The sequence below is a fragment of the Kribbella deserti genome (assembly GCF_042434725.1).
GTDB classification, from domain to species: domain Bacteria; phylum Actinomycetota; class Actinomycetes; order Propionibacteriales; family Kribbellaceae; genus Kribbella; species Kribbella deserti.
On record NZ_JBHLTC010000001.1, the window covers coordinates 510,852 to 524,779 of the forward strand.

Annotated in this window: 13 protein-coding genes; 10 read left to right on the top strand and 3 right to left on the bottom strand. The window is 66.7% G+C overall.

What is annotated here, in order from left to right; all coding sequences use genetic code 11:
* Nucleotides 1-185: 185 nt before the first annotated feature.
* The gene (locus ACFFGN_RS02435; RefSeq protein ID WP_380043578.1) at nt 186-1,010 is read left to right on the top strand and encodes a M48 family metalloprotease; all 825 of its coding nucleotides are present in this window, start codon (nt 186-188) and stop codon (nt 1,008-1,010) included.
* 159 nt (nt 1,011-1,169) lie between these two features.
* Here ACFFGN_RS02435 and ACFFGN_RS02440 read toward each other — a convergent pair whose 3' ends face one another.
* The 3 genes from ACFFGN_RS02440 to ACFFGN_RS02450 are packed head-to-tail and all read right to left on the bottom strand — an operon-like array spanning nt 1,170 to nt 4,736.
* Nucleotides 1,170-2,378: a winged helix DNA-binding domain-containing protein gene (locus ACFFGN_RS02440; RefSeq protein ID WP_380043579.1), complete on the bottom strand. Its 1,209-nt coding sequence runs from the start codon at nt 2,376-2,378 to the stop codon at nt 1,170-1,172.
* Nucleotides 2,375-3,472, bottom strand: coding sequence for a winged helix DNA-binding domain-containing protein (locus ACFFGN_RS02445; protein ID WP_380043580.1), 1,098 nt, complete (start codon nt 3,470-3,472; stop codon nt 2,375-2,377). Before ACFFGN_RS02445 ends, ACFFGN_RS02440 begins: the two co-directional genes overlap by 4 nt.
* A gap of 13 nt (nt 3,473-3,485) precedes the next feature.
* Nucleotides 3,486-4,736 carry an epoxide hydrolase family protein gene (locus tag ACFFGN_RS02450; protein ID WP_380043581.1) on the bottom strand — a complete coding sequence of 417 codons (1,251 nt, stop codon included), beginning with the start codon at nt 4,734-4,736 and terminating at the stop codon, nt 3,486-3,488.
* Nucleotides 4,737-4,799: 63 nt separating this feature from the next.
* On the opposite strand from ACFFGN_RS02450, the gene ACFFGN_RS02455 reads away from it, so the two are divergent.
* From ACFFGN_RS02455 to ACFFGN_RS02495, 9 genes are all read left to right on the top strand, one after another.
* Nucleotides 4,800-5,753 carry a helix-turn-helix transcriptional regulator gene (locus ACFFGN_RS02455; protein WP_380043582.1) on the top strand — a complete coding sequence of 318 codons (954 nt, stop codon included), beginning with the start codon at nt 4,800-4,802 and terminating at the stop codon, nt 5,751-5,753.
* Between the two features lie 138 nt (nt 5,754-5,891).
* A complete protein-coding gene (locus ACFFGN_RS02460) occupies nt 5,892-7,382 on the top strand; it encodes a M36 family metallopeptidase (RefSeq protein WP_380043583.1) in 1,491 nt (496 codons plus the stop codon).
* A gap of 71 nt (nt 7,383-7,453) precedes the next feature.
* Complete coding sequence (locus ACFFGN_RS02465) at nt 7,454-8,368, top strand: oxidoreductase (RefSeq protein ID WP_380043584.1); 915 nt, start codon at nt 7,454-7,456, stop codon at nt 8,366-8,368.
* A gap of 133 nt (nt 8,369-8,501) precedes the next feature.
* Entirely contained in the window at nt 8,502-10,094 is a 1,593-nt protein-coding gene (locus ACFFGN_RS02470) for a CocE/NonD family hydrolase (protein WP_380043585.1), read from the top strand.
* A gap of 85 nt (nt 10,095-10,179) precedes the next feature.
* On the top strand, nt 10,180-11,277 hold the full coding sequence (locus ACFFGN_RS02475; protein WP_380043586.1) for a lactonase family protein: 1,098 nt from the start codon (nt 10,180-10,182) through the stop codon (nt 11,275-11,277).
* Nucleotides 11,278-11,419: 142 nt separating this feature from the next.
* Nucleotides 11,420-11,893, top strand: coding sequence for a hypothetical protein (locus ACFFGN_RS02480; protein ID WP_380043587.1), 474 nt, complete (start codon nt 11,420-11,422; stop codon nt 11,891-11,893).
* 23 nt (nt 11,894-11,916) lie between these two features.
* Nucleotides 11,917-12,537: a hypothetical protein gene (locus tag ACFFGN_RS02485; RefSeq protein ID WP_380043588.1), complete on the top strand. Its 621-nt coding sequence runs from the start codon at nt 11,917-11,919 to the stop codon at nt 12,535-12,537.
* Between the two features lie 66 nt (nt 12,538-12,603).
* Complete coding sequence (locus ACFFGN_RS02490; RefSeq protein WP_380043589.1) at nt 12,604-12,795, top strand: hypothetical protein; 192 nt, start codon at nt 12,604-12,606, stop codon at nt 12,793-12,795.
* Nucleotides 12,796-12,959: 164 nt separating this feature from the next.
* Nucleotides 12,960-13,805 carry an aldo/keto reductase gene (locus tag ACFFGN_RS02495; protein WP_380043590.1) on the top strand — a complete coding sequence of 282 codons (846 nt, stop codon included), beginning with the start codon at nt 12,960-12,962 and terminating at the stop codon, nt 13,803-13,805.
* Nucleotides 13,806-13,928 lie beyond the last annotated feature (123 nt).

The following is a 13,928-nucleotide window of genomic DNA, read 5'->3' on the forward strand; positions in this document are numbered from 1 at the left end:
CGTCACTTGAACCGCCTACGAGTCACACTGTCCGCCCCGCCCCACAAGGGCCTCCTGGTAGTTCGTCTGGTCCCCGGCCGGGAGAACCGCAAACTACCCCGCCGTCCCGTGAACTGATGCGCCGCGCGTCTGTTCCCGGCTCAGCCGGACTACTGGCTTTCGAGTTGGTCTCAGGATTGATTTGGGTGCTTCTGAGCTTCATCGTCATCTACTGGCTGTGCCAGTTCATGGATCTTGAAGGCGGCACCTGGGTAGTCATCAGTCTTTGGGCCCTGTCTGGCCTCGCGGTGCTTTGGCCGCCAATCGACGGCTATCTGGCACGCGTCTTTTTCGGTGCGCGTCAGCCCACGCTCGTCGAACTTGAGCGGATGGCCCCGTCGTGGATGTTCGCGGCGGCGCGCGCTGGTGTGATGGGCCCGCGGTACGTCCTTCTGATCGAAGAGACCGACCAAGCCAGTGCGATCAATACGGGCGGCTATACGGTCGCGGTTAGCCGTTGGGCGCTCTACGCCTTGCCGCCAAGTCATCTGGAGGCCGTCTTGGCCCGCGAATTGATGACTCATCCGAGGGGAAGTACGTGGCTCGCGCGCCTTGCGAACTGGTACTCCCTACCCGCTCGCACCATCGCGTTGGTGGTGCGCCTTCTGCTCAAGCTGAGCCGGACAATACCTGCAGTCGGCTGCACCTTGGTCGGGTTTTTTCTGGTGGCATATCTCGGACTGGTCCTTATCTCGCTCGTCTTCTACGACAGTCTGCTCGTGCCTCTGGCCTTCCTCCTGCCGCTCTTCACCCCCCTGATCTTTGTCGTTCTCAGGCGATGGAATGAGCGAGTGGCTGACAGAGCCGCGGCCGACCTTGGGTATGGCCAACGAATGATCGAGGTGTTGTACGGGTGGCAAGCGGGTCAGCAGAAGCGCGCCAATGCCGGCCAGTTCGAGTGGCTGTCCAGCGTCCAGAGTTCCGTATCTGATCGGATCAGGGCGCTTGAGCTTTACCAACAGAGGAGATAGGCGCCTAGGACGTCGTCCTCGAGGGCTCGTGCCTGAGCCGTCGACAGCATGCGAAGCCGCTGACCTACACCTTCGCGCTCTTAGGACCAGCTACAAAGGTCCCGCAGCAGGACACCTTGAGCTACTTCGTGAGGGTCGTCAACGCGCAGCAGTCGGGACTTAGGTGGCTTGGGGGTGGAAGGTGATGGTGTGGGTGGGGGTTTGGGGGGCTAGGAAGTTTAGGAGGGTGGTGGCTGCGGTGTTGGTGGCGGGGTGGGGGAGGGGCGGGGTGTTGGGGAGGGGGGTTATGTGGAGGGTGGCGGTGGGGCGGGTGAGGGTGGCTTTCCACCAGGCGGTGACGAAGCCGTCGACGAGGATGGTGCCTCGGACTATGCCGTTGATGGTGATGATTTCGCGGCGGTGTTCGTCGCGGATGATGCGGGTGCGGTCGGCGTGAGACAGCAGGAGGTTGTCGAACTCGGCGATGAAACGTACGTCGACCGGGGTGTCCTCGTCGGGTAGGGAGATCGAGGCCAGGTCGAAGAGTTCGCGGCCTTCCGGTGATAGGTAGGTGCGGAGTTGGGGCCGGAGGCGGTCGAAGACCTCGCCGAGCCGGGTAAGGCCCGACCAGGCTTGAGCGTCGAGCACGCTGGCAGGGCCGAAGGCGGTTAGGTAGCGGAGTACCAGGTCGTCGATGGTCAGGGGAGCCGGCGCCAACAGAGACGACGACGTCAGGGAAGACGGGGAGGGAGACGGCGCCGGGGGAGACGGCGTCGAAGGGGACGACGACGGGCGCGGCGGCGTCTGGGGTGGGGGAGTACGGCCTAGCCAGGTGGTGGTGGGGGTGAGGGTTGGTTGGCCGGCTTTGCGCCAGAGGCCTCGGGGTGGGACTTGTACGCAGGGTAGGAGGTCTCGCACGGCTCGGGAGAGTAGGGCGGCGTCGTGGCCGGGGAACTCGGCTTCCAGGGCCGCCGCCAGTTGGCTCGGGTTCATCGGGGTAGACGAGAGCAGGCGCTCGGCAACCTCTAGGAGCGAAGGTACAGCCGCCGCAGCGGCCGCGGCGGGTTTGTTCGCCGCGAGGCCGCGCTGCATTACCTCGGCCACGAGCGGACGGATGGCCAGGGCGTCGTCGGCCTTGACGAGGTGGATCGTGCCGCGCATCAGCACGATCCGTACCACCTCGCGGGAGTTCATCAGGTCGACCAGTTCGTCCGGGGTGAACGACGACAACCTCGACCACAGACCGACGTACGGCGCGAGGGGTGCTTGCGATTGCATGCCGACGAGGTGATCGATCGTCTCGAGGGCGGAGCCGGAACTCCGCTCCAGCAGGCCCTGACGTTGCAGCAGCGCGCGGTTCAGCTGGCGCAGGCTCAGGCGTTCGGTCATGGCACGGGCACAAATCGCAACGGTGAACCAGGTAAGGCGAAATCGAGCAGTTCGTTGCCTTCGGCCTCGATCGAGGCGGTCGCGTCGGCGGACAACGGCGTCACGGCCTCGACCTCCAGTCCCTTGTCGCGGCCGGTGCGGACCAGTTTCCACAACGCGGCGACGCGACCGTCGTACAGTACGGCGCCCCGGCTCATTCGCTCCTCGATCAGCAACCGCCCGCGCAGGGTGTCGTCGATGAACCGGGTCCGGTCCGCGTGCGCCAGCAAAACGTTGTCGAACTCCGGCAGGAAGCGCGCCGGCGCCGGCACATCCTCGTCCGGCAGCGACGCGGACGCCAGATCGAACAGCTCCCGGCCATCCGGAGCGGTGTACGTGCGCAACTGCGGGCGGAGCCGCTCGACCACCTCGCCGAGCCGGGTCAGGCCCGACCAGGCCTGGACGTCGAGCACGCTCGCCGGACCGTAGGCCTGGAAATACCGCAGTACCACGTCGTCGATCGGCATGGCCTCGGTCGACTGGCCGAGCCAGAGTTCGGCCGTCGACATGGTCGGGTGGCCGCCCTTGCCCCAGATTCCGCGCGGCGGGATCTGGATCGTGGGCAGCAGGCAACGTACGGCGTGCGCGAGCGAAGGTGGTTCGCGGTCGGGCCACATCGGGCCGAGGGCCTCCCGCAGTTCGACCGCTGTCCGCGGTGACTCGGCCATCAAAGCAGCGCCGGCCGCGACCACGGCGTTCATGTCGAGGCCTTCGAGCCGCTTCCGGCCGTACGACTGGTTCTGGTAGATCTCGCGATCCATGCAGGGCTGGACCAGCGGCCGGATGCCGAGGAAATCCCGGCTCGACATCAGGTGGATCGTTGCCCGCATCATCGAACCGCGTACCGCCTGACGGCCTTCGAGCAGGTCCACCAGCTCCTGCGGCTTGAACCCGTTCAACCGGGTCCACAGGCCGACGTACGGCGCAAGGGGGAGCTGTGCCTGCATGCCTAGCAGGTGCTCGATCGTTTCCAGGGCGGTACGGTCCTGCCGCTCGAGCAACCATTGCCGCTGCAAGGTGGCGCGGTTGAGAGCGCGGAGGCTGAGGGTCGGCATGGGTGTCAGCCTCTCAAACCTGGCGCAGCGGAGCGAAGAACGAGGTCACATCCGCGACCAGCAGGTCCGGAACCTCCATCGCCGGGAAGTGCCCGCCGGTGTTGTAGTCCGACCAGTGCGAGATCGCGCCCGCCGGGTCCACCAGCTGCCGGATGCTCGTATCGCCCGCGAACACCGCGATCCCCGTCGGCGTCACCGGCATCTCCCAACCACCCGAAGAAGCATCCGAAGCATCCCAGCCGCCCGAAGCCGCACCGGCGTCCGAGGCCGCACCAGCGTCCGAAGCATCCCAACCACCCGAAGCAGCCGAATCACCCGAGTCAGACGAAGAAGCCAGCGCCTCGAAGTCGAACCCGGCGTTCATGCTCTCGTAGACGAAGTGCGCCGACGACTCGCCCAGCTGGTTCAGCCAGTACAGCGTCACGTTGGTGAGCAACTGGTCCAGCGGTACGGCGTCCTCGGGCCGCGGCTTGGCCGGATCCGTCCACGCCTGGTACTTCTCGACGATCCACGCCAGCTGCGCGACCGGGGAGTCCGTCAGGCCGAAGGACAACGTCGACGGCCGGCTCATCATCAGATCGAGGTACGCCCGCCCGGAGGTGTGGAAGTCGATCAACCGACGGCGCCGGTCCTCCTCGACCTCGGTCAGGCCTTCCAGCGCGCGGAGCTGGTCGACCGTCGGGTTCGGGAACGCGTCCGGCCCGTTCAGGTGGACCCCGATCACCCGGCCGGGCGCCATCATCGGCATCATGCCGGCGATGCCGGCGCCGACGTCACCACCCTGTACGCCGAACCGCTCGTAGCCGAGGCGGGTCATCAGCTCCGCGAGCGCCGGTACGGTCCGGGCGAGGCTCCAGCCGGCGCCCCCGGTCGAGAAGCCGAAACCGGGCAGGGAAGGAATCACCAGGTCGAAACCGGCGGCCGTCAACGGCCGGATCACCTGCAGGAAGTCCACGAACGACCCCGGCCAGCCGTGCAGCAGCAGCAGCGGCATCGCGTCGGACAGTTCCGACTTCACGTGCAGAAAGTGGAACGTCTGGCCTTCGATCTCGGTTGTGTAGTGCGGTAGCGCGTTCAGCTCGGCTTCCTGCTTGCGCCAGTCGAAGCCGTTCCGCCAGTACTCCGCCAGCTCCTTGAGGTACGACACCGGCACGCCGCGGCTCCAGCCGTGCTCGGCCGTCGGCCAGCGAGTCGCGTCGAGGCGGTCGGCCAGGTCGTCGAGGGCGGTCTGCGGAACGTTGAGGTGGAACTCGTTGATCGTCATGTCGAAGACATTAGGAGCACTTGCGGTCAACTTCTGTCCTAAAGGTCTGCCAAGATCAGATTCATGCTGGAAACCTCGGCAAGACTCCTGAAACTGCTCTCGCTCCTGCAGCTACACCGCGAGTGGAGCGGGTACGACCTTGCGGACCGGATGGGCGTTAGTACCCGTACGGTCCGTCGGGACGTCGACAAGCTCCGCGAGCTCGGCTACCCGGTCAACGCCAGTACGGGTACTACAGGCGGCTACCGGCTCGGAGCCGGCTCGGCGCTGCCGCCACTTCTCCTAGACGACGAAGAGGCCGTCGCAGTTGCCGTGGGTCTACGCTCGGCGGCCAACTTCTCGGTCAGCGGGATCGAGGAGACCTCAGTACGGGCTCTCGCCAAGTTGGAGCAAGTACTGCCCTCGCGCCTTCGACACCGGGTGGACGCTCTGCAGCGGTTCATCGTGGCTACACCCGGCTCAGGCCCTACCGTCGACCCGGCCCTGCTCGTGCAGCTGGCGGGCGCTTGCCGCGACCACGAGCGCTTGCGGTTCGACTATTTGGATCACGCGGGCAAGCCGACCTTACGAAGCACTGAGCCGCACCGCCTGGTTACGCGCGGCCGACGCTGGTACCTCGTCGCCTGGGACTTGGACCGGGATGGCTGGCGTACGTACCGCGTAGACCGGATCAAGCCGCGTACGCCGACTGGCCCGCGCTTTTCGCCGCGAGAGCCTCCGGCCGAGGACCTGGCGGCGTACGTCGGTAAGGGGGTCTCGACCGCATCCTGGCGCTACCGGATTCGGGTGAGGCTGCACGCGTCCAAGGAGGAGATGAGCGCGCGTGTCCCGATGTACGTCGGGGACTTCACGGCGATCGACGAGAACACCTGCGAGTTGGCGACCGGCTCGGACAACTTGGAGATGTCGGCGGGCTACCTGGCGCTCCTAGGGGTCCACTTTGACGTGATCGAGCCGACCGAGCTCAAAGGCGCAGTACGGGCCATCGCGGACCGATTCACGCAGGCAGCCCAGTAGGCAGGTTTTCCCTTGCCGACGTGTAACCGTCGGAAATTGGCAACAGATCTTGCTTCCCCCGGAGGTGCTTGGCGAACTAGGGTCCGAACGGTTCGTAGTCATACGGACACGTTCGTCAATCTTTTGGAGGGAAAGAGCATGGCGAAGAGCGTGTATCGCCGTAAGGCGATCGCGGCCGCCTCAGCCGGCTTCGTTGTCGTCAGCCTGGGGTTGTCCCTGACCAGCGCCGCGGGGGCGGCATCGGCGGGTCAGGAGACCTCGGCAACCGCGAACACCGGTCAGGCACTGGAGCTGATCCGGACCAAGACTTCTCTGCTTGGCAAGCACTACTGGTACCAGCAGACCTACAACGGCTTGCCCGTGATCGGCGGCTATCTCGCCCGGCACGTCGACAAGGCCGGCAAGGTCACTTCGATCAAGGACGGCCGCGACGCCATCCCGAGCAACTTGTCGACCACCGCGAAGGTTCCGGCCGCTACCGCCACCAAGACGGCTAATGCGGCCGTAGCCGCTCGGGCCGCCCGTAGCCGCGGCAACGGCGGCAAGAACGCCACGCTTGTCCCGACCGCCACAAACGGCACCGCCCAGCTCGCCGTGGTTGGCGGTAAGGACGCCCGCCTGGTCTGGAACGTCACGTCCCGCTCGGTCGAGGGCGTGACCCGCACGCTGGTCGACGCCAAGTCCGGCGCGACGGTCGAGTCCAAGGTGATCACCCGCAACGCCGATGGCCGTGGCGTTGTGTTCGACCCGAACCCGGTCGTGAGCGAGCGCAACGGCAAGCTGCAGGACGCCGACGACGCGAGCACCGACGAGCTCTTCCCCGCCCACAAGGCCGTGATCCTGCGCAACCTCGACGGCAACGGCAAGCTCGAGGGCAAGTATGTGCGCATCGTCGCCGCCGAGGGTGGCGTCGCCCAGAGCGCGAACCACCGGTTCCTGTACGAGCGCGACGACGACCGCTTCGAGCAGGTAATGGCGTACTACCACGTCAACCAGACCCAGGAGTACATCCACAAGCTCGGCTTTACCGAGGTGAACAACGCGTCCCAGGACTTCGAGATCAACACGTTCACCGGCGACAACTCGTTCTACGACCCGTCCACCGACACCATCACGATGGGCTCGGGCGGTGTCGACGACGCCGAGGACGCGGAGGTCATCTGGCACGAGTACGGCCACGCCATCCAGGACGACATCGTGCCCGGGTACGGCGAGTCGCTACAGGCCGGAGCGATGGGCGAGGGCTTCGGCGACTACTGGGCCGTGACGATGTCCGTGCCGGTCAGCCGCGGGTTCGACCTGCCGTGCGTCATGGACTGGGACGCCACCTCGTACACGACCGAGGAGCCGCACTGCCTGCGCCGTACCGACACCGGCAAGACCATGGACGACCTGGTCGGCCAGGTACACGCCGACGGTGAGATCTGGTCGCACGCGTTGTGGGATATCCACGGCGCACTCGGCCGCGACAAGGCCAACAAGGTGATCCTCCAGGGCACGTTCTTCTACGCCCCGGACACTTCGATGGCTGACGCCGCCCGCGTCACCGTGCAGTCCGCCCGCCTGCTCTATGGCAAGGCGGCCGCCGAGAAGGTGACCACCGCCTTCAAGGCCCGCAAGATCCTGTAGTCACCTGTACGACGAAGGGCCCGTGCCGCTCGGCGCGGGCCTTTCGAACGTCTGTGGATAGGCTGACGGGCATGAGGTGGAGCGTTGGGCTGATACCGGATCTGACCGGACGGCGTGCCCTGGTCACGGGCGCCACGAGTGGGTTGGGCTACCAGACCGCACTCGCCCTGTTGCGTAAGGGCGCTGAAGTGGTCATCGCCGGGCGCAACCCCGATCGGGTCGCTGAGGCCGCTCGACGCCTCAGCAGCGAGACCGGCCGCCAGCCGGACGTACTGGATCTCGACCTGGCAGACCTCACTAGTGTTCGTGCTGCCGCCGAGAAGGCCATTGCGTCGTACGAGCAGCTCGACCTGCTGATCAACAACGCAGGCGTCATGGCCACGCCTCTGCGCCGGACCGCCGACGGGTTCGAATTGCAGGTTGGTACGAACCACCTCGGGCATTTCGCGCTCACGCTGCGACTGATGCCGTTGCTGGTTAAGGCGCCCGGGCCGCGAGTGGTGACGGTTACCTCGTTCATGCATCGGACCGTGCCGAGGATCAGTGAGGGCGATCTACGCGGCGAAGGGCCTTACGGCCGCTGGGACGCCTACGGCAAGTCCAAGCTGGCGAACCTCCTGTTCATGTACGAGCTGAACCGGCGGGCCGGCGATCAGTTGACCAGCGTCGGCGCTCACCCCGGCTTCGCCGCGACCGAGCTGCAGTCGTCCGGTCCACGCCTTGGCGGCGCCAACCTCGAGGCCCGAGTGCTCAGCCTCGGCACCCGGCTCGTAGCCCAGTCAGCCGCGGCTGGCGCCTGGCCGAGTCTGTACGCCGCCACCAAGCGCGATCTCGCCCCGGGCTCACTCATCGGCCCACGCCTGATGGAGTGGCGCGGCAAGCCCAAGGTGGTCCAGGCGTCCCGGGCCGCTCGCGATCCTGAACTGGCTCGCCGGCTGTGGTCCTGGTCCGCCGAGGCCACAGAGATCGATCTGCCGACGTCCTGATCGAGACCTATGCACCCGGCCGCCCGAATGACCCGCCAGTAGAACTCATGGGTAATGAACTAGTGACAGTCGGGTAACCCCCTGGCTACTCTGCGGTAATCGCTCAGGCGGTCCCGTCGGCCGGAGGTTGTCCATGCGCAGGGTTCTCGTCGTTCTACTGCTGGTCCTCACCTCCGTCGGCGTTGCGCCTCCCGCAACCGCGCGCACTCAGGCGGCGGGCTTCGCCGTGCAGTACGAGCGCATTCCCGGCTGGAGCGGTACGGCGATCGGCGCGGTGGTGCTGACGCCGACCGGGCAGGGCAGCGGTCCGTTCCCGCTGGTGGTGATGCCGTCGAGCTGGGGCGTTCCGAACGTCGAGTACGTCGGCCAGGGCGCCAAGCTCGCGAAGGCGGGATTCCAGGTCATCTCGTATTCCAGCCGCGGCTTTTGGGACTCCGCAGGCGGTATCGACATCGCCGGGCCACCGACCATCGCGGACGTCAGTGCCGTCATCGACTGGGCCGATACCAACACTCCGGCGGACACCACGCGCGTCGCCGCGGTCGGCATCTCGTACGGCGCGGGCGCCTCGCTGCTGGCCGCCGCGCGTGATCCTCGGATCAAGGCCGTCGGCGCGTTGAGCGGCTGGGCCGATCTGATCGCCTCGCTGAATCCCCACGACACGGTGAACTTCCAGGCGGTCGCGGCGTTGCTTGCGCTGGGCAACATCACGGGCCGGCCGGGACCGGAAATGGCTTCACTGCAAAAGAAATTCGTCACCGGCCAGATCGATGCCGCGATCGCGGAGGCCAAGGCCATCGCGCCGATCCGTTCCGCCTCGACGATGGTGGACAAGATCAACGCGAACGGCACCGCGGTGTTCCTCGCGAACGCCTTCGAGGACTCGATCTTCCCGCCCACGCAGTACACCGACTTCTTCACTCGCCTGACGGTGCCGAAGCGGTTGCATTTCGCCCACGGCGACCACGCGACCCCCGAGGTGACCGGCGCGATCGGCCTGCCGAACGAGACGTGGGACGAGCTGGCCGGCTGGCTGCGGCATCACCTCACCGGCGCGGCCAACGGCGCCGACGCGAAACCGCCCGTACAGCTGAAGTCCCAGCGTGGAACGTGGCGCGGCTATCCCGACTGGGCGAGCGTCGGCACCCCGCGTACGTCGTACCTGACGAAGCCGGCCGGGTTGAGCCGCACGGGCGGGTTGGCCGGGGCGCCCGTGAGCGGTTGGTCGAACCGGATCGGCGCGGGTGTTCCAACCGTGGCGGACAGCGGGATCGTCCTTGTTTCTGGGGCTTTGCAGGGGTTGTTGTCGATCCCGACGGGCGTCGCGACACCGCTGGTCGATCGCAGTTTCGCAGGGGTTTGGGCCGGGCCGACGTACTCGTCGAAGACGGTGGTGAACGGCTCGCCGCAGGTCCATGTCACGGTGACGCCGAGCGCGGCCGACACCACGTTGTTCGCCTATCTGTATGACGTGGACGCCCTCGGCTTCGGGTCGTTGATGGCGCACAAGCCGTACGGCCTGGTGGACGCCGTTCCCGGTCAGCCGAAGACGATCGACTTCCGGCTGGAGGCCACGAGCTGGGAGGTTCCGGCTGGGCATCGGCTGGTGCTTGTGCTCGATACGGTCGACCCGCGGTATCGAGGTTTGAGCAAGGTCGGCAGCTCGGTCACGTTCACCTCGCCCGCGAGCGATCCCGCGTGGTTCCGGGTACCAATCGCTGCGTGATATGCAACCTCAGTTGTATCTCTTGCGATTTGTGATCGTCTAAGCCACTGTGTGTGGTCGGACGATCACAACTCGGAGGATTTCCATGGTCACGAGCCGCCGTCGTTTCCTTGGTCTGACCGCTGCCGCCGCCGCGGCCGGTCTCACCCACGCTGAGATCGCGCGGGCTGGTCATCGCGCCACTTCGACGATGTACGTCGGGACGTACACGTCGCAGTCCGGTGGTGGCAGCGGGCTTGGTCTCGCCAGTTACGACACCACCACCGGGGCGATCACCTCGACCGGATCGCTTACGGGTGTGGCGGATCCGTCGTTCGTGATCCGGAACGGCCGCTTCCTCTACGCGGTGAACGAGCAGACGAGCGGCGGCGTGACGGCCATCGCGATCGAGACCTCCGGCAGGCTGCGCGTGCTGAACCGCCAGTCCACGGGTGGATCCGCGCCTTGCCACCTGGCGTTGGTTGCTGGCGGCAAGTTCCTGCTGAGCGCCAACTACAGCTCCGGAGATGTCGCGGTTCATCCGGTGCGCAGCGACGGCAGCCTGGGGAGTCGTACCCACCTGGTGAAGCACGCCGGCAGCGAGCCGCACGCCCATCAGGTGCTGGCCGATCCGGCCGGCAAGTTCGTGCTCGCGGTCGATCTCGGTACCGACTCGGTCTACACCTACACGCTGAGCACCACCGGCCGGCTTTCGCTGAAGTCGCAGGCGGGGTTCGCGGATGGCGCTGGGCCCCGGCATATGGCGTTCCACCCGGGCGGGCGGTTCGGCTATGTGGCGAACGAGCTCGACAGCACGATCGTGGTCTGTGCCTACGACGGCACCACGGGCAGGCTCACGCCGGGCGCGGTCCAGCCGACGGCTCCGGCTGGTACGACGAACTATCCGGCTGAGGTGATCGTGTCGCCGGACGGGCGGTTCGTGTACTTGACCAACCGCGGGCACAACAGTGTCGCGATCTTCGCGGTGGAGAACGAGGGAGCGTCGTTGCGGCGTATCGCCACGCCTTCGTGTGGTGGCAACTGGCCCCGGCATCTCGCCTTCGACCCGACGGGCAAGCTGCTCTTCGTCGCGAACCAGCGGTCGAACGGGATCGCGTCGTTCCAGGTTGATGCGCAGACGGGGTTGTTGACGCCGGGCCCGACTTCTGCGACGCCGATGCCGGTTTGCGTGCTGCCGGTTTAGCCGGTCTGTGGGGGAGTTGATCCCGCAGTTGGGGTGGCCCGTGTGGCTTGTGCCGGTGATACGGCGTGGGCCGCGCGGGCCGTACGGCGTGAGGGCGCTGGGGCTTCGGCTGACGCTTTCCGCCCAGATGAAGGAACGTGCCATGAAGCGATCGACCCGACCGTGGCGCTCGCGCGTCACCGCGCTGGCCGCTGCCGGAGCCCTGGCCGCGACCGCTCTCGCCACCGCCTCGATCGAACGCCTGCAGCTCACTCCCGACGTGCCCGGGCAGGCGCTTCGGCTGACCGCGGACACGGACGGTCCGGCCGGCGTTGACGTCGAGGCTACGGCGTACGACGGAACCAAGGCGATCGGCAAGGTGCGGGGCAAGGCCAACACCCAACTCAGCCTGCCGGTCCCGAATCCGAAGCTCTGGTCGCCCGGCAACCCTTTCCTCTACACGTTGAAGGTGCGGGTGATCGACAACGGCAAGGCCGTCGACCAGGTCGGCTCGTACTTCGGTATGCGCTCGGTCGGTAAGGCGAAAGGGGCCGACGGCAAGCTTCGGCTCACGCTGAACGGCAAGATCCTGTCAACCTTTCCACGCTGGATCAGGGGTTCTGGCCGGACGGACTGAACACGGCACCAACCGACGAGGCGTTGCGGTTCGACCTCGAGCAGCACAAGGCGCTCGGCTTCAACACGGTTCGCAAGCACATCAAGGTGGAGCCGGATCGCTGGTTCTACTGGGCCGACAAGCTCGGGCTGATGGTCTGGCAGGACATGCCGTCGTCGAAGACCGACGCGATGCCGGAACCGTGGCGCGCGCAGTTCAAGGCCGAGTTGCGCGAGATGATCGAAGAGCACAAGGGCTTCACCTCGATCACCGCGTGGGTCCCGTTCAACGAGGGCTGGGGCGAGTGGAACCGCGAGGAGACCGGGCAGATCGCCGACGCCGTGAAGGCGCAGGACCCGTCCCGTCTGGTCAATGCGCATTCCGGCGTCAATTGCTGCAACTCCAAGGGCGATTCCGGCCGCGGCGACATGGTCGACCACCACGCCTACCTCGGCCCGGCAACGCCTTCGCCGGACGAGAACCGGGTCGCGGTCGACGGTGAGCACGGCGGATTCGGCCTGAAAACGCCTGACCACATGTGGTTCGGTGACGGCTTCGCCTACGAGATGACGCCGGACAAGGCGCCGCTCACCCGCCGGTACGTCGAGAACCAGCGTGACGTGATCCGCTCGGCCAACACGTGCGGCATCAGCGCGTCGGTCTAGACGCAGATCACCGACGTCGAGGGTGAACTCAACGGCTTCTTCAGCTACGACCGTCAGGTCACCAAGATGGACGTGCCGCAGGTCCGTGCGGTCAACCAGGCCATCATCGGCTCGGCCGACGGCAGCGGTACGAACGTGCCGCCTCCGCCGCCTGGCAAGAACGGCAACGGCGTCGCGCTCAACGGCAACGGCCAATTCATCGACACCGGCGCCAACCTGCTCAACACAGGAGGCAACTACACGCATCCGCCTGGGTGAAACTGAACTCGACGGCACAGTCGATCAAGTTCATCTGTTTGATCGGGCCCTGACGCCCGCAGAAGTCAACGCTTTGTACACGTCCGGTAGGTAGTTCGAGATGCGGTACCCGCTCTCCTCCCTGATGCTGGAAGGGACGCAGACCCGACCAGGGGAGGAGACCGGTGACCGCAACCGGCCGGCCGCCCGGCCCACGAGCCACCGCCACGGGTGGCTCGTGGTTGCGCTTCCGGCCGCCGCGTTACGGCTTCGGCGGGGGCCCGATCGGGCAACTGCCCGAGCCCGAGGGAGACGTACTCGCCCGCGCCACGGTCGATTCGGCGTACGGCGCGGGTATCCGCTTTTTCGCCACGGCACCACGCCACGGCCTCGGTGCAGCCGAACTCGTCGTCGACGGGAGACTGCAGTACGACTACTCGGCCGACGGCGTGTTGCGTTCGCTCGCGGAAAGCCTCGACCGGTTCGCGCTGGAGGCGGTCGACCTGGTCGTTGTGGACGAGCACGAGGCGTGCTGGGAGAAGGTCTACCCGGTGCTGCGCGAACTCCGCGACCAAGGCGCGATCAAGGCCTTCGGCGTGGTGACGAGCAGACCCGACGAGGTGGCTCCGCTGGTACGCGAGACCGACCTGGACGCCGTACTGCTGTCCGGGCGGTACACGCTGCTCGACCAGTCGGCGGCGCCATTGGTGCATCTGTGTCGCGAACGTGGTGTCGCCGTGATCGCTGGTGGAGTGTTCGGTTCGGGCCTGTTGTCGGGACAGGCTGACGCCTCGGCCGGGCAGGACCTCCTCATTCGAAGCCGGCGGATCGCGGCCGTCTGCGAGCGGTACGCCGTTTCCCTACCGCAGGCCGCGCTAGCCTTCCCACTGCGCCATCCCGGCGTCACCTCGATCCTGGTCGGAGCGGCGAGTCCGGCGGAGATCCGGGCCGACGCGGCGTTGGTGCGCCAGCCGGTACCACCCGATCTGTGGCGCGAGCTCACCGACCAGGGCCTACTCAGCACGGAATAGCCGCACGAGTTCGGTTGCCGGGCGACGTAGGCCGGGGCTGATCACCGGCGAGTGGCCCGGCCCGGAGACCAAGCCTTGCCAGGTCCGAGGCGGTAGGCAATTCTAGTCCTCTCGGGTTCCTGT